The sequence below is a fragment of the Bacillus sp. ES1-5 genome (genome assembly GCF_022487605.1).
GTDB classification, from domain to species: domain Bacteria; phylum Bacillota; class Bacilli; order Bacillales; family Bacillaceae_G; genus Bacillus_A; species Bacillus_A wiedmannii.
The window spans coordinates 159,592-183,261 of record NZ_JAKVPU010000004.1 but is presented as its reverse complement, the minus strand read 5'-3'; the positions used below and the strand labels follow the sequence as shown (position 1 = coordinate 183,261).

Below are 23,670 nucleotides of genomic sequence, written 5' to 3'. Positions count from 1 at the left end.
TATGAGGTGATTTTTATGGATTACAGTAAACAACGTCAAAAATCCGTACATCGTAAGAAATTATACGAGAATTTAAATGAAATGCCCTTTTACATAGAAGAATTTGTGGAGTACAAAGAATTGCATGATGCCTCTCCCTCCACCCTACTGAATTATGTATATGATTTTAGAGTCTTCTTTAATTGGCTATTATCTGAACAAATTATTGAATTTAAACCTATTAAGGACATATCCTTCTCTGATTTGGAGAATTTAAAGAAAAAAGATGTTGAGAACTTTATGAGATTTCTAAAACTACAGCAAAACATGCAGAATTCCTCTGTTAACAGAAAAATTTCGGCCTTAAAGTCTTTATTTAAGTACCTCACCTCCCTATCAGAGAATGAAGATGGAGAATGCTATTTTTATAGAAATGTAATGGCTAAAATTGAAATACATAAAGATAAAGAAACATTAAATGCTCGTGCAAAACGTATGAGATCAAAAATATTCCATAATGATGACGATCAAGAGTTTTTGAATTACATTAAGTTCGAACATGAAAAATCTTTAACAAAACATCAGTTGTTCTATTTCCTAAGGGATAAAGATCGGGATGTAGCTATCCTCTCACTTTTTCTTGGTAGCGGTATTCGTGTAAGTGAATTGGCCGATCTTCGTATGGAAGATATAAACTTAAAAGAAAGGCTAATTGATGTAATTCGAAAAGGAAACAAAGAAGACTCTGTATGGATTACTCCAATTGCATTAAATGATCTTGAAAAATTCATGGAAATTAGAGATAACAAATACGCTCCAGGGAAAGAATTAAAAAATGTGTTTTTATCGAAGTATAAACATACCGCACAGCCTCTTTCGGTTAGGGCAATCCAAGATATAGTAGAAAAATATACTAAAGCTTATGGAAAAAGAATGTCTCCTCATAAATTAAGACATACATTAGCAAATAAATTATATATGGAAGAGAAAGACTCGTTACAAGTGATGCAGCAACTTGGACATACCAGTCAAGATACCGCTTTGTTATACACTCAACTTGGGGAAACAACTATTAAAGATAGTTTAGGCAGAATAGGAAAGAATAAATAATAAAAGTTCAGCAATGCAAAATTGCTGAACTTTTATTATTTATTCTTGATAAGAGGAGAGGATTTAAAAACTGTGACAAATTTACTTAATTTCGAAATTTATTATGTAAAAAATATAGAGTTTAAATTCCTAAAATTATTGTTTACGTTAAATACACTTTTAACGAACAGTTTGATATCTTGTGAACGGATTGAATAATACTGAATTATATTACCTTAATTCCCAATTTGATGTCTCTAATAGGGGATGTATATTTTCGATAATAAATTCAGTATCCTTCATTATCTTTTCAAAATTATCCTCTAAAAAATTGAACTTCCATTTATAAAGAGAGTTATATATTTTGGGATTTGGTTGCATACGAACTCTATTTCCTTGAATCGTGGGGACATTAGAAACTATTGAAATAATGTTCGTTTTTAATTGCTGTAATTCTTGACCTGAAAGATATTCTTCTATTGGTAATTTAACTTTTAAGATAAGCTCTTCATAATTAAATTCCCAATAGAATGTTATTTTTTTATCAGAAATGGTTTTATCTAGCCATCCTGGTTCCCAATTCATAATCGGATTATTATTACCACTGTAAATATTCCAGTCAATTTCGTTTTTTGAATTGGATTTTAGATGATTGTAAAGGTAATAAAATGCCGTAAAATGAGTTCGATATCCATTTTCTCGCCAGTAATCCTTGTTTTTAATATGAGTTGAAGTAGGTAATACATCCTTAATAGCTTGACTTCTTTTTAGCTCTTTTTGCAAAGATTCTATCCAATCCGTGTAAATATAGTGATTACAATTAAAATTGTTAAATACAGATACGATGTCATTTAAAAGGAAAGTATTAAAGTGCCTATGTTTAGGGATCTGACATATTTGAGAAGAGCCAAATAGAAAAAGAACAAATATAGCGTTTTCTCTCCCGTGAAAACCATTATAGGTTGCTTCAAGTTGGTCTTTATTCGCTATAGTATCAACCTTCATTTCAATTACTATATATTTTTCGTCTCCACTTTTAAGTAATATTTCAACGACAAAATCCACTCGTTTTCCTTTGCCGATAGAAACTTCTGTTTTACACTGTATGGACTTAATATCTGAACTTTTGAAAGGGATGAAGATATTGCACATAATATATATTGCGAAGCACATTAAATTTTTCGTTGTGCTCAATCAAAGTATTATTAGAATCTAACAACCATTTTATAGCAGCTGTATGAACTTTTTCAAATTGATACCCAACAATATCTACAAAATTAGAATTCATAGTAATTAGCATCCTTTCATGCTTGAAAATTTGATTATATATGAAGAATAGAAAAATACTTTCTTCTATTCTTCACGTTAAATACATTTTTAACGAATAGTAATAGTCGATATATATATTTTGTTATCTAATTCAACTAGATGTATGTGTGTTAGCAGCCTGTTTTAAGAAATATAGGGTCTTAAAATGGCTTATCGATGCTAGAAGTAGCATGGACGTTTTTTCATAATTATTTTCACTATTAACTGTTGCTCCAAAGTGAATTGCATTTCTAGATTCTCTTACTATATCAGTCCAAACTTTAATAGACCTTAGTGAAGGAGGTTGGATATTGGTTTCTATTCGTATTTGGTTAAACCAATCTCTATAGTGACTCGTATAAAGATCAATTACTTTTTCTACTTTAAAAGCAAAACTATCAGGTCCCATTAATTTTTCTTTCAATTGTGAATTTCTGTCTACATCTTTTTGAATAGAAATTGCATAATCAATTAGAGAAATACCAAGTTCAATCCAGGCACCTTCTACAGCTTTTCCTAGCATAGTAAGAGAGGGGCGATATAATTCCCTTTTAAAACAATTGATAGTGTCATGAAGAGCTTCTACAACATCATTATGTGCATTTCCTATATCCAAGTTAGATATGAATAAATCCGTATCAAAAAGGGTAAATACCTGTTCTTCTTGAGGAATAAGTGTCTTTCTAATTCTGATTGGTATCGGAATCATATAATCATTAAAGGACCATGCACTTGTCATACCTCCGCCCGAGTTTGTAGTAACTGTTGTATATGTAATTCGAAGAGAATTATCAATAGGGTAAGTTTGTTGACTTATTGGGATTAAACAACAAGAATTTATTAATTCTAAAGCAGCTGTTGAGAAAGCCATATACCACGATAAGTAACCGCTGGCTTGTTTTATTTGGTCTTCAATGGAGATACTCTCATGAATAACTACTTGACTTGGCACTGGATATCCCTGAGATTTTGTAAATGTGTCAAGTAAAGCCACAGTATCAATAACTCCTTCTTGACTCATAATATATTGCTTGGCGATAATAATTCTTTGACGGTTAATGGTGATATCTTGTTCAATATCTCTTTTTATAATATGTACATTCATTTAAGTAGCTCCTTTATTATGAGATAGTCGTAAAAGTATTGGGATTTCAAATTTAAAAATCATTATATATTATAACATATATAAATATTATCACCTTCCAAGTGTTCGTTAAATGTGAATTTAACGAACACTTGACAAGATGCAGGTTATATCCCCCCTATTGTTGTTATACAGGGACATGAAAATGGATACTTTTTAGGCATGAAAGTAGATACTTCATAAATGCCTTTTGTTACTTATGTAGAATTAAATTAAATTTTAGTTGAACTTCACAGTTAATTAGGTTTTACTGTAAAGTAAAAAAGAAAGCATAGCTCTCTTTTTTATACTATTTACTAGTTAACTTTGTTTCAAATTCAGTTAAATTAGTTGAAGCGTTACTAAACTTTTGTTCAGAAAGTTGACGGGATTTTCGTGCTTCTTTCATTCTGTCTTCCATTGGAGCTACACCTCGTATTCCTTGCAATATAGCATTTGCTGCATTTTCTCTATAATTTGCCGCAGCACCAAATTCTTCTCTAAATTTATTTATTTTGTCTTTTAGAACAGGATCATTTATTTTATCAGAGGCATTAAAGTTAATATTCTCTTTTGACAATTCTCTGTATTTAGCTGATACAAGCTCCATTTGTTTTTGTAAAGTATTTTGATCTACTGTTGCTGGAGTTTCATCCTCTTTATTGAAAACTGATTTTACTTCTTGATTCCATATATCATTAAACTCTTTTATCATGGAATCAATTTTAGGTTTAATTTCATTTTTGTATGTAACAGCATCCGCATTTGAAGAAGATTGAGGCTGTTCTTGTTTAGTTGTAGTCCCTGTATAATGCTGATCTATATTGAATCGAATTTTATATTTTCGAGTTTTTACAATTGTTAGTTCTGGACTTTGTTTCTGGATTTCAAAAGTAAAATCAATCCAGTTTATTGATTCTAAATCTTGGGTGCCGTAGTTTTTAAATACAACTTTATTATCCATTGTATCGTCAATTTTTAAAGTAGGGTGTAAACGAGCTGGTTTGGCAGCATTAAATGTATTAGTTAGTTCGCCCTGATCAGTAGTACCATGTACGTCATTAAAGTTAAGAGTAAAAGTAGAACTTGAGGTGTTCTCAATTGTAAAGGCTATACGAATAGAACCAATATCATTTCCGTCCAAAACTTTTTCTTTATTTGTTAAAGATAGTTGGTTTATAGATACTTTAAGTCCATCAAAATCATCTTCGAATTTTGCATTATCATAAATTAGGAAATGCTCATTATTTAAACCATTAGGACTATATTTATAGGACCCAGCATTAATAGTTGTATTTATTTCTTTTACCGATACCTCTTCTTTTGTAGCTTTTTTCTGTGTATTGCTTTGACTTTTCCGCTGTGCTAGCAGTATCATTAGATTCACACGCTGTCATCCCCATAAATAAAGTACTACATGTTAGAGCTGCTAATAATTTCTTGTTCAAAATTCAATTCCTCCAAATATTCAAATGTAATATTTATCAATTATAACAAATTTAGTTGCCTGTTTTGCTATCTCTAAAAAGTATCCACTTTGGTGTCTTAATTTAAAAAAGTACCCATTTTCTTGTCTTGATATGTGGACAAGAAAATAGGTACTAAATGAACTGTATCCGTTAATAGTTCAGCATTTTACACTATGAAACTAGGAACTATTTAGACAAGAAAGTATAAACTTTCATTATTGGAACTTGATTGGACAAGAAAATATAAACCAAAATTTTATAGATATACAGAACTGTTATTAATAAAGAAATGACATCCTAAGATATATTTCTACTCTGTAACAAATTTAAATACATAGTACATAAAAAATAGACAAGATAGATATGCTAGTCTGCCAGCAATCGATTCTCTCGTAAATTTCATAAGTATAACTTTGATAAGCAATGCTAAGAATAACGGTATAAACAGTACCATAGCAAGTTTGATCGCTATGTCATTTATTGTTGGATTAAATGGTTCGAAATTAATTATAATATTCACTTACCTTTCTAAAACTATTTATTTATATAATATAATTATATAAATAAATTTGCTAAAGTGATACCATAAAGTTCCTTTCTCCAACTGAACAACCTATATTTTAACCGGTTCTGGTGCAAATATGGGTCATATTTCAATGAGCAATCAGGACTCCTACGGGAATTGTTCTTTTTTATCATATGCATGGCTTCTACTCCTATATGATATTACCTTATATAACCAAAAAGCACCGCTATGGATGCTTTAGCCTACATATTCTTCAATTTTATTAAAGATTCCATCAATAGCAGGTACTACGCATGCACACGCTACAATTTCAGAAATAAGTTTAACAAAAAACATGCTTACAGTCATATTAACACCCCCTGCTTTAATAATAAGCAGAAAACATTACATTAATTTTAAAATCATATTATATTAATATTAATTTTGTTACGAAGATAAATCCGTTCATTAAAAAGCTTGTTTTGATACAGCAACTAATTCATTTATACTTTTTATTTCTTTAATAAATTCTTCATGTCTTGAAAATAGCCAAGATGTGTTCTTATCTTCTTCTGAAATAAATTCTTTAAGCTCGCGTTCTTATCTTTCGTACTTTGGAAAAAAAGCCCTCGAACATTACTGGTTAAGTAGTTTAGAGTTTTTTGTCCTATGTTCAAAAAGTTTAGACTTTCATGTCTTTTTACAACAAGGACATGAAGTTCCAAACGATTAAGACAAGAAAGTCTAAACTTTTTTAGGTATTGATTGGAACAAGAAAATCTTAACCAAAAAAATTATAGATTTACAGAATTATTCACTATAAACATGCAACAGGTTTGCGGTTTACTTTCCCTAATTAAAATACTTTTAATGAGAACATAACAGTGACAAGTCTCTTCTATATTCAAATATCTTGTCACTGATTTTTTCTCTTATGTCTTCTTGGTGCATATTAAAAGGGCCATAATTCCCAATGGCTGGAATTATGGCTTTTTTGCTTATCATCGTGATATGAGACCTTCTTTAACTAATTCATCTATGAATTCTATTAAAACCTTTTGCATATTCTCGCTTGTTTGTGAGATTTCTTTAACTACTCCCCTATCATGCTTTTCATGATCATTTATAAATGAATAATCAAACCACTTGCTCTCATTCTGTCTATTATTCGTTAGCAATTGAAGTAAATCTTCTTGTTGAAATATCATTCTTTCTAATTCATACAACCTCATCAATTTGACATTAGAACATAGATATTTATATTCCTCGCTGCCATGAATAATTTTCAGCTCTTCCGCAGCCCTATTCATTATGCGGTCTCTTAGAACATAACTATCCTCGTTAAAAATAACAGCTCCAAAGATGTTTTCTTTCAAGTAATCTATCTTAACATCGAATGGGTAATACTCGTTTGGAAAACGCTCAGTGATATGCTCGTAAACTTGAATGACAGCATCAACCATCCGATTAACTGTATGTTCTACGTCCTTATCATTTAGATTCCTTAAAGAAACACGTGGACTCATGCTTTTACTATCTAACATTAAACATTTATCGCCTTTTCGAATCATTATATCTAGTGTACGCTTATTATTTTTTTATGTTTATATGAATATTCAGGTATGACCTCATCAAACGCTTCGGATAAACCACATAAGTGTAAAATATAGCTTTCAAGAACCTCTTTTCCAAACAGCTCGCGAAGTTTATTCTTCCCTTCTGTTAATCTAAACAAAAGGGAAGATGTAACAGAATGCATAATAAGGTGAGGCAATGGCAGAAAAATCTCCTGTTTGTAAGAAATGAAAGGAAATTGATAAAAGTATTTAAAGCCATAAGTATATTGAGTGGTGTCATGTATTATCTTTTCTTGAAGAGCTACATAATCTGCTCGATCAATAAGAAGATGTTTAATTATATAACTGTGCTTTCTAAATACGTAATCATAGATATCTGGCGTTAGATATTTATTAATTTCTCTTGAGAAAAGACTATGAATAATAAAACCAAATTTTTTAAATTCATCGAAACTACATCCGAATTTTTCAATGAATTGTTTCTTCATATTCACATTTTCATTCTCGAAACTGAAGATATATGAATATCTATAAATTTTAATACCTATATCTTCTTGGACTTGAAATTGATTTAACCCTGTGACAATTATAAAATTATCTAAAAACTTGTTGTTATCTTGAGAAATTTCTAATTTTGGAGGGAGATAATTCTTGATTGCATTAATTATTTTTGCGAACTGTTTGCTTTCTTTTCGGTCATCAAATCTACGATCAGAATATTCACCAATTGTCATAACAGAAAACAAAGCAAATGTCTCTAAATCCCACGGGGATGCTTTGCCAGGCCATTCACTAATAGGAATCAAACCATTAATAGACATGAGCTCCTTTGAATTGTCTTGGCAAACTTTCATTTTTGCCTTAAAATCATATCGTTTTAACACTACTGGTATTCTCTCAAAATCCAAATGGTTCCCTCCTAAATGGTTTCTAATATATCCGTATAATAGCATAGATTCGAAATAATAGAATCACTTTAGACTTGGTATATTAGGAATCTTATATATAATATAACTTTCAAAATGAAAAATTAAAAACTATTAATGGGTGAGTAGCGCTTACTAAAGTAAATTCTACATAAAGTGAAACTTTAATCAGTGTTGTAGCTTTAGAATAAAGTTTGATTAAAAGTCACTCTAAACTCTTAATTTCACTGCATATAAAAAGCTATCGTTTTGAATAAAGATTGATCAAAACGATAGCTTTCTTTTATTTTTAAGAACTGTTTTTATAAAAATGTTTGATTAATTTAATACTTTTTATGTCACTAATGCACCTGTTTGTTTAAATATTATTTAAACAGTTCTTTATTTATAGTGCTATATTCCGATTAAATAAATCATTAATAACATGTTTTATGTTGTCTTCTGGTATGCCTAAATCGTTCAATACCATAGTGTAATTAAGCCACTCTAAAGCTAACAAATCAAGAATCACCAATGAATTCAGTTCTTTATCAATATTACCATGCGCATAGTTGTTCCTTTGTTTTGCAATTCTTTCAGCCATATCTTCATAGGTAGGTATTTCTAGGTTATTTATACTGTATAAGCTTTTGATAAATAATTCCAGAACATTATCGAATTTATTAAAAGCCCAATTGATTTTTTCCTCTAGAGTCATATCACTATTTAATACAAATTTTTTATAGTTTTTAAAGAACTTTTTCTGTTTCCCAGTGTTTATTTCTACCTTTTCATCTAAGAAGGTTAAAAGCTCTTCTTTTTGAACCCTGTATTTATCTTCACTATTTTTACTTTCATCTTTAAAGGATAATTTAAATTGCCATTCAAACCCTGCTGTGATCATTATAAAACGTGACGCCGTAATTCTCCTTCTATCAATTGAGTTTTCAGGTATATGGGTGAGATAGATTTTATTTTGTACAAGCATGTTAAATAAATTTCCGATATTCTCTTCTATTAGTGGAAATTGAATGATTCTATTACGGATGATTTTTTTTGATTCTTCAAAAATTCCATCTTTATTTATAAAGACTTGTCCTATCTTACCGTATAGACCTGTTTCGTCAGCTCTTTTTTTAAGATAAATTGAATCAACAGATATATTTCTTCTATACGAGATAAAAGCTAGGAAATCATTTAAAATACTTATTAAATGATATAATTTTTCGTAATCATCGGTCTCTTCAAACTCCAAGTTTAAAGAAGTAAACAAGTGAATAGGTGACGTATCCATATCTTTAATATTGCGTGTAATGTTTAAATTTCCATTTACTGTTGTACTGTTAAATGTAAAGCTGAACTTTTTTTCTAATGATTCAAACGGTTTAATATCGACAGTCGTTTGACCTGTTTTTTGATTATAGTTGTAGTCATATGCATTTCGAACATTATAAAACCAATTCAGTTCTTCTGCGTTTATTTGAAGTGCATCGAATGGTGATTCATCTTTATTAAAAATAATATACCAAAAAACCTTGCACCCATAGGATTTCAATGCTCTTTTTCTCACGTTACTTACATGGAAGATTATTTCCTTGCCATTAAAATCTTTTCCACGTAAAACATTGGTTTCATCCTTTTTAGGATTAATATCAAATAATTCTTTAAAATCTTCCTCAAACAATTTATCTCGATTTTCAATTTCCTCGATTTCAAGTGTAAAATCTTTCAGTTTAAATAAACATTTTTTATTATTATGATTCATAAATCCTGATATCATTTGTTTCAACACCCCTTTTATTATTAAGCCTACCAAAATAATTTCCGTTAAAGCAATCATATCGCAACATTATTCAAAACATCGCGACTTTATTTCAAATCAACAAGTGGGGGGGTTGTTCATCCCTCACTGATTATTAGTTGAACCAATCGGACGTTTACTGCCCGTTAAAGTGGGATAAAAGGTTATATCTATTATGTAGTTCGACAACAAAAATAAAAGCCCTCCTGCAATTAGGAAGGCTTTTATTTTGCATATAAGTGAATCCGATTTTATAATTTTGAAAATAAATGTCGTCTGTTATACCCCTATAACGTAGACTAATCAGAGCATGCTCTGACTTTATTATTATACTAGTGTATGCAATTGAAATCAATATTATAGTAATAGGTTAGTTATAGGCCGTTTTATCTATTATAATGACTCCTAGAATTATATAACTTGTATAAATTATACTATCCAATGATAGTATAAAATGAAATGCTATTATTTCTATTTTTGAACAACTGGAACCCATAGTTCACTACATGGCTTTCGATCAGGTGCTAAATAATTCTCGATACAAGGAAGATCTGCTAGCTCATATTCAGGTGCTGGCAGCCATTCTGTATAGAGACGTTTCCATTATTTGGTAACATCTAGGAATACAACCCATGTACTTTTGGGTATTATAATTTTCTCCATATCAGATGTATATTCTCCTTGAAAACGGCATCCCATCATATAGTGAAAGGCTTCATCGGCAATAGCAGCTTGTTTCCCGCATACTCCTAAAAGTCCTTCTAATTTACATTGTGGATCTTGCCAAGACATATCTATAAGTTTATCTAAGAGTCCACTCTTTGTCGCTTCTTCCCATAATAGCGGAATTGTACGAAATGCATCTTCCGTCATTACTTTTTGTTTTACCCCTATAATTTCAATTTCCTCATCTAATACTTCTATTCGATATTCCATTTCCACATCTCCCTTAATCGTAATTTGAAAGGAGATTTTCGGAAACATTTTTAACTCTATTCCATTACATCTTGCTGATGTAGGAGGTACACCATGTAGATTTTTAAAAGCTCGGCTAAATGCATCTGGTGAATCATACCCAAACTTAAGTGCAAGATCAATAATACGTATAGTCTTATCATTTTGAAGCTCACATGCAGCTTGTGATAAACGTCTTCGTCTAATATATTCCGACAAAGTAAATCCTGTAATTGACGAAAACACTCTCGGAAAATGATATTCTGAACAACAAGCTAATTTTGCTACTTCTTTAGCATCTATTTTGTTTGATAAATTCTGTTCAATGTAATTCATTGCTCGATTCATTCTCTCCAGCCAGTCCAGATGTAATCCCTCCCTTCAAAAATATTATGTATGAAATAAGGGAATCTTTCCCGATTTTTGCTGTTCGAAAGATGTCGGGTGCTTTTTATTAAAACCAATAAATGATAAAAATATAAAGGATAAGTTATGGTATAACTCATCCTTTATTCTTCATCATCAAATTCATATAGACTATCAAGCAATTCTGTAAATGTTGAGCAAACTGGATATATTGCTTGCTCTATGTCTTCTTCCTCATGATCCCAGAATGCGATTGATGGTGAATCACTGGTATTTCGATAATCGAAGCATAAAAGATTACCGAATGGATCTCTAGCAAAAGGATAAATTTTATCAGGTAATCTATCTTTCGTATTATTATATGTTTCTAGAATAGAGTATTTTTTATTAGAATCTAAGGTTAAAAGATTATTGAGTGAATTTTCATCTTGATTTGGAATATTAAAAGTATCTGGCGTAGGATATCCACCATCATATTTTTGTACACACTCTATAAAATCATTAGGAAATTTAATATTAAAGTATTGTTCTAATTGTTTAATTTGGTCATTTGTAATTTTGTTCTCATTTGCATTGATCCATGTAATGTGACTCATGACTAAGTACCTCCCTATTTATCGCTATCTTTTCCCCAAATTTTATATCCACCTGTATGGCCGGTATCATGATGAGTCTGATAATCTACAAGTTGCATTCTCCCAGCATCTTGATGATGATGCCATGTATAATGCTCTGGCGTTTTCCCCATTTTAAATAATTGAATTTCTTCCTCTGTGAATTTTAAAGCTAATTCAGGATTTTCCATTATTTGCTCATATAATGCCTTACTACACTTTCTAGACTGTGTTGTTCTAGACTTTTTGAAATCTGCCTCTTTTAATAGTACCTCACCTTTTGATTCAAAAATAGGAAATCCGTCAGCATCGTATGGAATTCCTGTAACTGGGTGCTTGTCTCCTGCCAAGTCACCTTTTCGCAAACGAATTGTTTTTGGACCATTCGCGCCTTCGTAAGTATACGTAGCTGCTTTCTGTAAATATTGTTGTGTACTACCGACACCTGCATATGAGAGATGATTACCACCCTTAAATTCATAATTTTTTAATATATGTAATGCATTTCTGTATGCCGGGGAATTAGTTACAAGAGATTTCCCTTTAGTAAGCCCTGTAATAGCAGTTACCTTACCTGCTTGGCCTACTTTATCTAGACCTTTGCTATCAACAAAGCCTGTGAGTAGCGTAGTGACTGCGTAAGCTGCATAATGTTCTCTGCTTTCTAGATCTCCATTCCAAAAATTATTCATAAATGTATCTGATACAGTGTTCCATGCAGCAGGAATAGTTTCTTCATAGTTTACAATTGCATCTCTCATGTTTAACCAGGTCTCTTTGTCTCCTAAAGCGATAAACCCGTCCCATGCGTCTACTATCCCATCTACAAATCCAGTAGAGATTCCATTCCACGCATCACTTAAATCCTTTTTATTTCTATCCCAAAATGTCTCTTCTAATTTTGGAGGAAGTTTCCCACACATGGCACCCTCTTGAATATCAGAATCAACTAAATTCCCGCCATATAATTCATCTGCTTCTCGGAATTTAACAGCAGCGCGTTCTAACTCTACTGCAATTTTATCCAATTCTTGCAGAACATTGAACATCATTGGTTTTGTTTCATTGAACATTTGATAAAAACGATTACTTGTTGCTCCGCTCCATTGAGAGGCTATATACTCTGTTTGATTGTATAAGTCTTTATGTATATGTCCTAATGATGATCTCACATCTCTTACGGTTTTAGCAGTTAGTTCTAATTGTTCCGGTGTTACCTTGATTTGTGTTTCCATTCCATCCCTTCTTTTCTTGTATATTAAGAAAATTATAACATATCCAGTGTTGTTGCTATAATTTAAAAATTAGTACTTGAAATATGATAACAACGGTCGCTGCATAGGACTTTGATAAAGACAATAATTAATTATTGGTTCTTCAATCTGCTGAAATAGATAATGAACATGACATTTATAATATAAATCGTAATATTTTATATAATCTTTTAATGATTTATTTTAAAATTAATATGTCTGTTATTTGTTTTAATTCATTTGAAAAGGCAATTCCTTTATAAAAGGAATTGCCTTACTTTTTTTATAAGCTATAAAAAGATTGATCATCTATAACAAAAATAGTTAACTGCCCCAAATTTATAATTGGAGGAGTGATTTAATTTATTGAAAGCTTTTTGGACGAAAGTCTTCTTTTTCTAGAATAATTGATGGTGATATATTAATACGCTTAGAATTTGTGAACTCGACAGTTGTTGCCCCGTATTTATTAATGAAATGCGTTTCTATTCGCTCGTGTTCTTCTTTACTACATTTACCACTGCATCCCCAATCTGTACATAAAGGTAATTCTATTTTTTTTGTTCCTTCATGAAAACTGTACAATTCGTTATATTGTTCTTCATCTTTATAGGGAAATTTAGTTTTTAAGTTGTTAGTATCCTTCCATCGTTGAACTAACTCCCGATAAAGCCTCTTAAACGATTCTGTGACATCTGGTTTATATATATAAGGAACTTCTTCACTTTCCGCTATTTTTCTTAAAAAAGCCCTTTGTTGTTTGATTATTATTTTATTCTCTTTGTTAGAGTCAGTACTAGTTTTAATTAAAAGGTATTTCTTAAATGAGCTTTTCTCTTTACTATCCCTATATGGGAATTTTTTCAATAATTTTTCTGGCGATTGACCCAATACAAATAGCTCATGACTCAGTCTTGAAAATATCCCTTCTACAGAATTATCAGTATTTATTTCTATATTGTAGTTTGCACATATGAATTTTAGATATAATCTTTGTTCCTGCTCGATCTTATCAGTGGATCTAATCATTGGTTTTAGAGTTATTCGTTCAATTGTAGAAGTGTTATTTGTATTGTTTTTAATAATATTAGGTGTCTTTAATCTTTCCGCCTTTTTCTTGTTTGTTTTTCTTTTTGAAGTATTAATATTTGTATCCTGGGAGACAAGTTCTTTCTTTTTGGTGTTTGAACGATTTTTCTTTTTATTAGTAGCCTTAATTATTTTATTATTGTTGCGTGTTATCCTTGGTCCAATGCTTAGTAAACTTCTGTCATAGTCTACATATTCTGCAGCAGCTCCATTTAATAACTTTGTAGTATAAAAGGATTGGACATCCTCCCATTCTCTAGTCAATCTATATCCTTGATTACGCAACATATTTTGAACGTATCGACCAAAGTTATCATAGTACTTTGGTCGAAATATTCTACAGTCTAGTATAGTGATAATTCCATAATCATTGATACTTCTAATTAATCTACCTATTGCTTGATTTAACTTGTTTGCCATCATAGGGTTTAAAATTAAATTCCTTCTATCTTCGTGAGATAGCCCCTGGCTCATTAAATCTATTATTGGGTCATCTTGGACTGTAAACGGTAATTTATTAAGGATAACTGAGGTTAGTGCTGTACCAGATACTGAAAATCCAGAAAAGTAGCTACCGGTGCCAACTAAAACGCTCGTTTCGTTCTCTTTAAAAAGTTGTGTTAAGACTTCAGTACTATTCTCCCCTTGGTTATATACAGAAATTCCTTTCTCCTGTAGTTCATTACGTATTGCTCTATAAAATTCCTCTTTGTGCTTATTTGAGGTATTTAAGAGAAGTGCTCGGCCACCAGTTAAATTAAGTAGCTCTTTAATAGGCTTAGATGCTGTTTGGGTAAATGATTTTGCTAATGGATGATCTAAACCTTTCGGAATATATATCATGGCCTGATTTGTATAATCAAATGGGCTTTTGAAGCATTTATTAATAGCTTCATTAGGTTTAAGCCCCCATTTATGCTCTATAAATGAGAAATCTGAATCTATGGTCAAAGTTCCAGACATAAATATAATTTTATTTTTTGATTGCATGTACTTTAAAAGTCGTCTAAATTCATTTTTATAATGATTTGTTATGACATAAAACCCTTCATCTTCTAAATTAAACCAAGCTGTATATCGTTTTTTCTTTACAAACAAATCTATAATGCGTAATAGGTCCTCTAGTTCTTGTCCTCTGTTATCTTTAAACACAAGTAAATTTTCATGAAGTATATCTTTTAGTTGATTAAATATTGCTATAACACTTGTATCAAGTTTGAAATTTCCGTTATCAACTTCGGGATTTTTTCTTTTCAACGAATGTATCCAATGTAATAGCTTTTGAACTGAGCTTTTCCATTCCTCATTTTTTCGTTTAATCGTGTTAGTTATAGATTTTAATTGAGTAATTTCAATTTTCTTTTCGATTATTTTCATAAATGCTTCTTGAAATTCATGGGCTTCATCAATGATTATAACCCCCATATCGGTCTTCAAAGTTGACTCATGGGCTGTATCGGAATCTAAGTCATTTAATAGGGATTGAATGAGTTGTCCATGATTAGTTATTACTAATTGGTTATCCGGGGATTTAAAATTATTCCGATGCTTTCTTGTTGAACAGTTATATGCGAACTTGCAATTTCTACAAAGTGAACTTGACTCCATATTAATTTTTTTCCAGATATCGTTATCAATTTTAAAATCAAATTTACTACTTAGCTCACTTCTTTGTCCGGTTTTACTACTATTGAAAAAATGCTGTAAAATCTTTTTAAATTTGCTAGCTTTAACAGTATTTATGCCGTTTATATTTGCCTGATTAGCCCTACTATGACAATAATATTGTGCCATTCCCTTAGCGGTTATAGTTTTTTGCGAGAACCCTAATTTTCTTAATAGTGGAATTTCATCATTTTCTAACTGTCCTTGCAGATTAATGGTAGCTGTGGCATACAATATATTCCTACTATGAAACAAATTGTATTTCTGATCTACTAAGGTCGGTACTAACGCAGCCAAGGATTTTCCAGTTCCTACGGGTGCTTGGATAATCATCATTTTTTTATTTGTATCTAGAAATTCCGCTATATCTAAAGCCATTTGAACTTGTGATTGTCTGACTTTGTTCGTCTTATATATTTCAGTTAATTTATCTTCAAATATGGTAAGGATTATGTCAGCCTTGGATTTCATGCAATTCCCCCTGTTGTAAAAATAGTAAATATTTTCTAATGTAATTTTAACAACGAACAAATATTCTTACAACATATATGGAAAAATACATATTATTAATGTTTATATATTAGGAATCAGTTATCTCTATCAAAAAAACAATTTGACTATTATTGACCAAACGATAAAATAAGAAGCTGTTATAAAAATATCGTGAATGTAATTTTTATAACGGCTTCTTATTTGGGGTAGCACCACATCGCTATCAAGCTAAGGTTTTAATATATCCCTCTAAATAAACATTTACTTTTTCTACAGGTAGTTCCTTTGAAAAGTCAGCTTGGTTTTTCATTTTGAGGGCGTTTATTTTTCTTAAGTTGATGGATGTGAAGTACCTCCCTAGGTTAAATAGATTTCGGTTTAGAAACAAGTAATTTTAACAATGTTCGGAGTAAATCGAATCTTCAACAATTAAAATATGAAAAAAGAAACATAGAAGTGGAAAACTTCTGTGTTTCTTTTTAGTTAATACATTTATTGGAAAATAATTTATATTTTCGGAAACAGATGCTCCTTCTATCCTATTATAGAAGCTATTTTGAACGTAAGAAATTTGTAAGGAATGGATAAGAAAAAAGAAATTTTTATTGTGTAGGATAAAAATATAAAGAAGAGTGAAAGGGGGATTAGGTTTGGTAAGATATATTTAGTAAAAAAAGAGGGATTCACCGTTTGTTAGGACAGAATGACGTTTGTAAAAATAATCATTATGAAGATAATTACGGATACCATGTTGCCCTTTTGTCATTGGTAGAGATGATAGCTGTGTGGTTAGCATGAAATAGCAAGCAGCTACCTATACAATATGAATAGAGGAGAGGAATTCCTTATGAAAACACGTAGTCAAATTACATTTGCAAGTCTTGCCCTTTTAATAGCTGGAAGTTCCCTGTTATACACAACTCCAGCCTCAATTGTAAAAGCAGAGTCCACTGAAAATGTATCTAGTTCGTCACACACAAGCACTCAACGAGATCGTAATTCCGTCATGCAAGCAATGCGAGATACATTGCATCTTGGATTCCCGGGGATACTTGTTAAAACCTATGAGGGTGGAAAAACGTGGGGTTATGCCGCTGGGGTAGCGGATCTGAGCACCAAGAAACCAATGAAAACAGATTTTCGCTTTCGTATTGCCAGCGTAACGAAGACGTTCACCGCAACGGTTGTACTTCAATTAGCTGGAGAGAATCGCCTGAATCTAGACGATTCCATCGAAAAATGGTTGCCTGGTGTTATTCAAGGAAACGGATATGATGCTAAACAGATTACTATCCGGCAGATATTAAACCATACAAGTGGTATCGCTGAATACTCAAGGACAAAAGATGCTGATTTTTTTAAGCATAGAAATAAATCGTTTACTGCTGAAGATCTAGTGAAGTTGGGACTTTCGCTGCCCCCAGACTTTGCCCCAGGAAAGGGCTGGTCTTATTCAAACACAGGATACGTATTACTGGGTATCCTTATCGAAAAAGTAACTGGAAACAGCTATGCGGAAGAGATTGAAAATCGGATTATTGAACCACTTGAATTGTCAAATACATTTCTACCTGGCAATTCAAGCGTTATTCCAGGCACCAACCATGCCCGTGGATATTTCCAACCAGACGGAGCAAGTGAGCTAAAAGACATTACGTATTATAATCCAAGTATAGGTAGCTCGGCTGGAGATATGATTTCTACTGCTGACGACTTAAACAAATTCTTCTCTTACTTACTCAGTGGTAAATTACTGAAGGAACAGCAACTAAAACAAATGCTTACTACAGTTCCTACAGGAAGTGCTGAAATCGTCGGATATGGTCTTGGAATCTATGAAACTAGGCTTCCAAACGGTGTCTCGATATGGGGGCACTCAGGAGGCATTCCAGGGTTTGGTACTTTTGCTGGAGGTACACTTGGAGGTAAGCATACGTTAGCCGTTAATTTGAACAGTTTAAGAAAAACTGACAATCCTGATCCTTTTAAAAATATTTTACTTGCTGAATTTAGCAAGTAGGCAAAAAGGAAAACCGGATAAATTTTTTTATAGTTTTTATAGTTAAACATATACCTTTCTGGTTCAAAAACGCCCAACTTACTCTAAAAAATACTTTTGGGTGTTTTTGGAATTTAGGTAGCAACCTAATGTTATTAAGTTAATAAAACAAAACCCTACCTAAAATGAAAAAATACGCTATTCTTTCTGTAGAATCATAGGAAAGGATGGCGTGTTTTTTAATTTTATGGAGAACTAATTATTCTTTTTTTATAATAAGAAAGGAAATTTATTATCATATTAATTAAACATATAAAGATAAATGAGTACTTAAAAAGAGTACTTTTATAGTTTCCAAAAAACAAAAATAGTATAGCTAAAAGTGATAGTATGCTAATAATTAAATGATACATATATTGAGACTGTTTCTTCATTAATCATCCCCACTCTTTCTTTTATAATAATATATATAGATTATATATTATTATAAAAGAAATTAAAATAAATAGAATATGCCTAATTGTTGATTTGGAATAAAGTTTAATCAAAAACACTCCACAAACCCATATTATATGGTAAATAAGAAGACTCCATTTTGAAAAAAGATTAATCAAAACGGAGTCTTTTGTTAAAAATCTGAATTTAGTTTTTATAAAAAAGATTGATCAAAACCCATAATCTTATCTATTATAATAATTTACTTATACCTAACCTATTCTTCAAACCAAAACAGAACTTCAATAGGTGCTTTCAAAACCTTCGCAATATCATAAGTAAGTTTGAATGAAGGATTATATTTTCCATTTTCGAGATTGCCAATTGTTTCCCTTCTGACACCAACCTCATTGGCTAAATCTTCTTGAGACATACTTAGCTTTACCCTATATTCTTTCATTCGAGTCTTAAGTGGCATCTTGCATCCCTTTCTTTTCTCTACGCTCAAATATTTCTAAATTAATTATGAATGTACCTAAAGGTATGAAAAACGAAAATATAACAAAGAACCGAATTACATGTAAATTTTCAAAAATAAAAACACTTAAGAGTAGTATACTACCTAATACTAGTGCTATGAAAAAAGCTCTTGTAGCTGCGAGGCGAACATGTAGCATAAAAAGCTCATCTGGTACTACTTTTGCATATACGAAGAAGAAAAAGAAACCGAAAAAATAAGATGCCCATGAAAGATTACCTAAAAATGAGAACGGACCTAAAAAACCCAAAAAACCAAGAAATCCTAAATAAGCTAATTTATTTTTCATATAAGCCTCCTGTGTGATGTATTTCGCTCTTTATGATATAAATATATCACATCGACTTGGAAATAAAAAGTATTGAAAACGGTGTTACTTTTTTATAAGCAGTTGATCTTTTTTCAAAACGGTTAAACTTTATTTCAAACCTACACTAATTGCATATCCAAATAGCGAGATACCTCCACATACCTCATTAACTAAAAAATAAGCTGATTTTTCAAAGAAATTACCTGTAGAAAAAGAAAATTTTTATTTAGGGGGTATATCAAAAACTTAGGTTGATAGCGATGTGGCGGTACCCCTAATAGAAGTTATCCCTCTAATAAAAAAAGGACAAACTATTTAAGGTGAATAGTTTGTCCAAAATCATAATCTCTGTGGTTTAACAATAAATAATTTAGATCCGCTAGGAATCTTTCATTTTCTTTTCATATCTCACTATTTTTACATCTAAACTAACAATAGTAAATTAAAATAATGACTTAATACTTGCTAGAACAGTAAGTATTCCTATAACGATTACAAATACATTGCTCATTTTTCCTCTGTATTTTGCTAGTACTGGTACTTTACGAATCGCATACATCGGTAATAGACATAATATAGCAGCTACTAACGGACCGCTAAGGGCATCAATGATTCCAAGAATACTTGGATTTGTATAAGCAACATACCAGCATGTTAGTACAACAAAAGTAAGAATCATTGTCTTAACTGTTTTTTCTCCTATATCTTTCCCACGTTTTTTACCGGACTTGATAATCATGTCACGCATTACCTCATACGCTCCTATATAATGACCAAGGAAAGATTTTGTAATAGCCACAAACGCAATGATAGGAGCTGCAATAGTGATTACTGGCGAATTAAGTTCATTAGCAAGATATGATAGGATTGACAAGTTCTGTTCTTTTGCCACTTTAAGATCATCTGGAGTCAAACTTAAAGTGCTGCTCCAAACAAAGAACATAACAACAACGAATGTCATGATATAACAAACTTTTTGTATTTGAGCACACTTGGCATCAGTAGCGTCTATTCCATACGTAGCTCTCTGTTTCATAACAAATGACGAAATCATAGGAGAATGATTAAACGAGAATACAATGATTGGTAGTATCATCCAAATCATTCCGAAATATCCCATTCCAGTTGAAGCAGTAGAAACACTTGAAAAACTTAGCATTGAAGTATTCCATTGTGGAATTAAAGATATTGCAATAAAAAGTAGAGAAGCAATGAAAGGATATACTAACATGCTCATTATCTTTACAGTAATATCTTGACCAAAATTCAGTATAGTGATAAGACCGATTACTAATACAAGTGATAAAATGGCCCTTGGAGGCTCTGGCAGATGTAATTGATGCACAATAAAACTACTTGCAGTATTTGTAAGTGCAACCGAATACATCAGCACGATTGTATAAATTGAGACGAAATATACGATGTTAAAAATAACACTTGCTTTATTACCGAAATACTCTCTTATTGTTCCTGTAATCCCCTCGTCGGCAGAATTCGAAGCGTATATCATTTTAGCAAGCGCCCTATGTGAGTAATACATAACAGGATATGCAAGTATGGTAATTATCAGCAATGATAATAAACCACCTGAACCTGCATTAATAGGTAAGAAGAGTACTCCTGCTCCAATTGCTGTTCCAAATAGACTCAATGCCCATGTAGTATCTTGTTTATGCCACTTTTTAGGGTCTAGATATTTCTCATTTTTTCCTGTAATATTATCAGCTTGAAATTCTATGTTTTTTGCAGTATTCCCATTCATATAATAATTCCTCCTTATTTCTTATTTTTACGTCTTTATTTAAGGTATAGGAATATAGACCGTTCTTTAATAATGAATTGTTTATAAAGTGCGCCACATCGTATTTCTTTCTTCTAAGTTGATCAAAATCAAAAAATAACGAAGCATCAACCTGACGAGTTTGTTACCACTTACAAAATTTTTTAATTATTTAGTAGGATATATTATTGATAATTCCCCCAATATCCAGAAATCCTTAAGCGAACAATAGGAAAAAGATTGTTAACTATTTCACAATACAGACGGTAACTGTTCATTAATTTGATTGTTACTCCCCAAAAATTTTATTTTTAATGGCAATCCCTGTAGGGGTAGCCGCAATTCCACCTAAACCTGTCTCTCTTAATTCGCGAGGCATCTGTCTTCCAACTCTATACATCGCTTCAATAACTTCGTCAGCATTGATGATATTCTTTACGCCGGCTAATGCGATGTCCGCTGCTGCTAAAGCATTTGCCGTTCCAATGGCGTTTCTCTTTACACAAGGAATTTCTACCAAACCAGCGACCGGATCACAAACTAAACCGAGTAAATTTTGTAATGCAATCGAAAAAGCTTCAGAAGATTGCTGTGGCGTTCCACCTGCAGCTTCTACCGCAGCTGCAGCCGCCATCGCTGAGGCACTGCCTACTTCAGCTTGACATCCTCCATACGCTCCTGAAATACAAGCGTTGTTTGCTACTATCGTTCCAAATAATGCTGATGTGAATAGAAAATGTATCATATCTTCATGACTTAACTGCAACGTATCTTTAATACTAAATAGTACTCCCGGAATCGTCCCACTCGCACCTGCTGTTGGCGTTGCACAAATAGCTCCTAATGCAGCATTTACTTCATTAACACCGATAGCACTTTGAATCCCTAACACCATCAAGTCTCCAGAAAGAGTTTTCCTATTTTCTCGATAGTTTTTAATTTTAACAGCATCACCTCCGGTTAAACCGGTAGGAGAAAATACACCGTTGCCCTCGATACTTTTACTTATAGCATTTTGCATAGTCGCTAAATTTTGTTCCATTTTACTCCAAACTTCTTCATAAGAAGTTTTAGTTTGTTCAATTTCCTGTTCAATTGCTAATTCATAAATTGTCTTTTGACTTTTATTAGCTGCATCCACAATTTCTTTTATGGCCATATACATATTTTTTCACTCCTTAATGTAACTAAAGAATAATAAGATTAGCTATATTGCTTAAATTCCCTAATTCCTTCTGAGCATTACCAGGCAATAACGAATCCAAAGCGAATGCATATAAATATTTGGTTTTATCTTTCAAACTATGAAAGTTGTTAATTTCAACATCATATTGTTTAAAGATTCTGCGTAAGACAAATTCAAAGTCAGCTCTTTCTGAAATCGCAATAACAACTGGCAATGGCCCCTGCAGTTCTAAACTAAATCCGTCAATTTCAACATGTTTTATTTCAATTAATCCACCGCCAACAGAAATACCCATTGTTCTAATACTTCGACTTCCATCCTCTAAATATATATCTGCCGTATTTGGATGATTAGCAGGACTATCACCTGCTTTTTCAATAAAGGTAATGTCGATTCCTTTAGATTCTGCTATATTAATAGCATCTGGCACTTTGCTGTCATCAGCTGCAAATCCTAATATCCCAGCAATAATCGCAAAATCAGTTCCATGTCCTTTATGGGTTTCAGCAAATGATTCATAATACCTAACCACGACTTTTTTTGGAAGACCTTGAAATAATTTATTTGCAACTGTACCAATTGCCAAAGCCCCTGCAGTATGTGAACTCGAAGGACCTATCATTACTGGACCAATCACGTCAAAACAACTTTTATATTTAACAACCTTTTTTTCTTTAATAGATGCTACATTTATGTTCATATAAGGCACCCCCATAATTTATGATTTTTAATTGCAGTTGAATCTTAGTTATTAGAATAATTAATTCAAAATATGACAGTGTTGATAGCGCTTTCTTTTATGTTGTATAAATTTCTTTTCTGATTACACATTATTTATAGAGTAATCGTATCAGTATGTTCAATTTAAGAAAATTACTTGTAAGGCTTTTAGAATTTTTGTACCAATACTAGAATTGATATTTTATCTAGAGGTAATAAACTATCTGTCGACGCCCTCATTATAACTTGTATATTTATGAGTTCAATGTTTTTTTATTTTTAGAAAGATTGAATAAACAGAATATTGAATGGGTAATAAATTACACTCAGCATGTTGCAATTATGTCCTTTGTTTGAAGCTGTATTAGTTAATAGAAAAGCAAAAATAACACAGCGTTCCTTTCATTAACACTTTGATTATATTGGAAAATCCTTATAAAGATATTTATATAGTCCTTTGTTGGAACATCTTATTTTGGACGTGAAAGCTGTTGCATTAAATGATCCACGTAG

16 protein-coding genes and 2 pseudogenes are annotated in these 23,670 nt (G+C 31.6%); 2 read left to right on the top strand and 16 right to left on the bottom strand.

All coding sequences use genetic code 11. The features are described 5' to 3' along the window. The first annotated feature begins 15 nt into the window (after nt 1-15). Nucleotides 16-1,089: a tyrosine recombinase XerS gene (xerS, locus tag MKO96_RS15505; protein ID WP_240588004.1), complete on the top strand. Its 1,074-nt coding sequence runs from the start codon at nt 16-18 to the stop codon at nt 1,087-1,089. A gap of 210 nt (nt 1,090-1,299) precedes the next feature. Here the strand turns inward: xerS and MKO96_RS15500 are convergent, their stop codons facing one another. From MKO96_RS15500 to MKO96_RS15450, 11 genes and pseudogenes are all read right to left on the bottom strand, one after another. After that, on the bottom strand, nt 1,300-2,133 hold the full coding sequence (locus tag MKO96_RS15500) for a hypothetical protein (protein WP_240588003.1): 834 nt from the start codon (nt 2,131-2,133) through the stop codon (nt 1,300-1,302). 355 nt (nt 2,134-2,488) lie between these two features. Beyond that, entirely contained in the window at nt 2,489-3,481 is a 993-nt protein-coding gene (locus tag MKO96_RS15495) for a hypothetical protein (protein ID WP_240588002.1), read from the bottom strand. A 328-nt stretch (nt 3,482-3,809) separates the two neighbouring features. Further along, nucleotides 3,810-4,947, bottom strand: a pseudogene (locus MKO96_RS15490) (ribonuclease). Nucleotides 4,948-5,278: 331 nt separating this feature from the next. After that, the gene (locus MKO96_RS29510; protein ID WP_240588001.1) at nt 5,279-5,488 is read right to left on the bottom strand and encodes a hypothetical protein; all 210 of its coding nucleotides are present in this window, start codon (nt 5,486-5,488) and stop codon (nt 5,279-5,281) included. A gap of 986 nt (nt 5,489-6,474) precedes the next feature. Then, the gene (locus MKO96_RS15480; protein ID WP_240588000.1) at nt 6,475-7,017 is read right to left on the bottom strand and encodes a hypothetical protein; all 543 of its coding nucleotides are present in this window, start codon (nt 7,015-7,017) and stop codon (nt 6,475-6,477) included. 32 nt (nt 7,018-7,049) lie between these two features. Next, the gene (locus MKO96_RS15475; RefSeq protein WP_240587999.1) at nt 7,050-7,958 is read right to left on the bottom strand and encodes a hypothetical protein; all 909 of its coding nucleotides are present in this window, start codon (nt 7,956-7,958) and stop codon (nt 7,050-7,052) included. Nucleotides 7,959-8,361: 403 nt separating this feature from the next. Continuing rightward, nucleotides 8,362-9,795, bottom strand: coding sequence for a HEPN domain-containing protein (locus MKO96_RS15470; RefSeq protein WP_240587998.1), 1,434 nt, complete (start codon nt 9,793-9,795; stop codon nt 8,362-8,364). 432 nt (nt 9,796-10,227) lie between these two features. Next, nucleotides 10,228-11,076, bottom strand: a pseudogene (locus tag MKO96_RS15465) (AraC family transcriptional regulator). A 143-nt stretch (nt 11,077-11,219) separates the two neighbouring features. Beyond that, nucleotides 11,220-11,672: an SMI1/KNR4 family protein gene (locus tag MKO96_RS15460; protein WP_240587997.1), complete on the bottom strand. Its 453-nt coding sequence runs from the start codon at nt 11,670-11,672 to the stop codon at nt 11,220-11,222. A gap of 14 nt (nt 11,673-11,686) precedes the next feature. After that, nucleotides 11,687-12,925: a WXG100 family type VII secretion target gene (locus tag MKO96_RS15455; RefSeq protein WP_240587996.1), complete on the bottom strand. Its 1,239-nt coding sequence runs from the start codon at nt 12,923-12,925 to the stop codon at nt 11,687-11,689. Nucleotides 12,926-13,306: 381 nt separating this feature from the next. After that, entirely contained in the window at nt 13,307-16,168 is a 2,862-nt protein-coding gene (locus tag MKO96_RS15450) for an ATP-dependent DNA helicase (RefSeq protein WP_240587995.1), read from the bottom strand. Between the two features lie 868 nt (nt 16,169-17,036). On the opposite strand from MKO96_RS15450, the gene MKO96_RS15445 reads away from it, so the two are divergent. Continuing rightward, a complete protein-coding gene (locus MKO96_RS15445) occupies nt 17,037-18,209 on the top strand; it encodes a serine hydrolase domain-containing protein (protein ID WP_240587994.1) in 1,173 nt (390 codons plus the stop codon). 691 nt (nt 18,210-18,900) lie between these two features. Here the strand turns inward: MKO96_RS15445 and MKO96_RS15440 are convergent. The 5 genes from MKO96_RS15440 to sdaAB form a co-directional block, all read right to left on the bottom strand. Then, a complete protein-coding gene (locus MKO96_RS15440) occupies nt 18,901-19,101 on the bottom strand; it encodes a helix-turn-helix transcriptional regulator (protein WP_001128818.1) in 201 nt (66 codons plus the stop codon). Then, nucleotides 19,091-19,450 carry a DUF3796 domain-containing protein gene (locus MKO96_RS15435; RefSeq protein WP_240587993.1) on the bottom strand — a complete coding sequence of 120 codons (360 nt, stop codon included), beginning with the start codon at nt 19,448-19,450 and terminating at the stop codon, nt 19,091-19,093. Before MKO96_RS15435 ends, MKO96_RS15440 begins: the two co-directional genes overlap by 11 nt. Nucleotides 19,451-19,913: 463 nt before the next feature. After that, nucleotides 19,914-21,233 (bottom strand): aromatic amino acid transport family protein, encoded by a 1,320-nt coding sequence (locus tag MKO96_RS15430; RefSeq protein ID WP_240587992.1) that lies wholly within the window; start codon nt 21,231-21,233, stop codon nt 19,914-19,916. 307 nt (nt 21,234-21,540) lie between these two features. Next, nucleotides 21,541-22,416 (bottom strand): L-serine ammonia-lyase, iron-sulfur-dependent, subunit alpha, encoded by an 876-nt coding sequence (gene sdaAA, locus MKO96_RS15425; RefSeq protein WP_240587991.1) that lies wholly within the window; start codon nt 22,414-22,416, stop codon nt 21,541-21,543. A 22-nt stretch (nt 22,417-22,438) separates the two neighbouring features. Beyond that, the gene (sdaAB, locus tag MKO96_RS15420; RefSeq protein WP_240587990.1) at nt 22,439-23,137 is read right to left on the bottom strand and encodes an L-serine ammonia-lyase, iron-sulfur-dependent subunit beta; all 699 of its coding nucleotides are present in this window, start codon (nt 23,135-23,137) and stop codon (nt 22,439-22,441) included. Nucleotides 23,138-23,670: the final 533 nt, after the last annotated feature.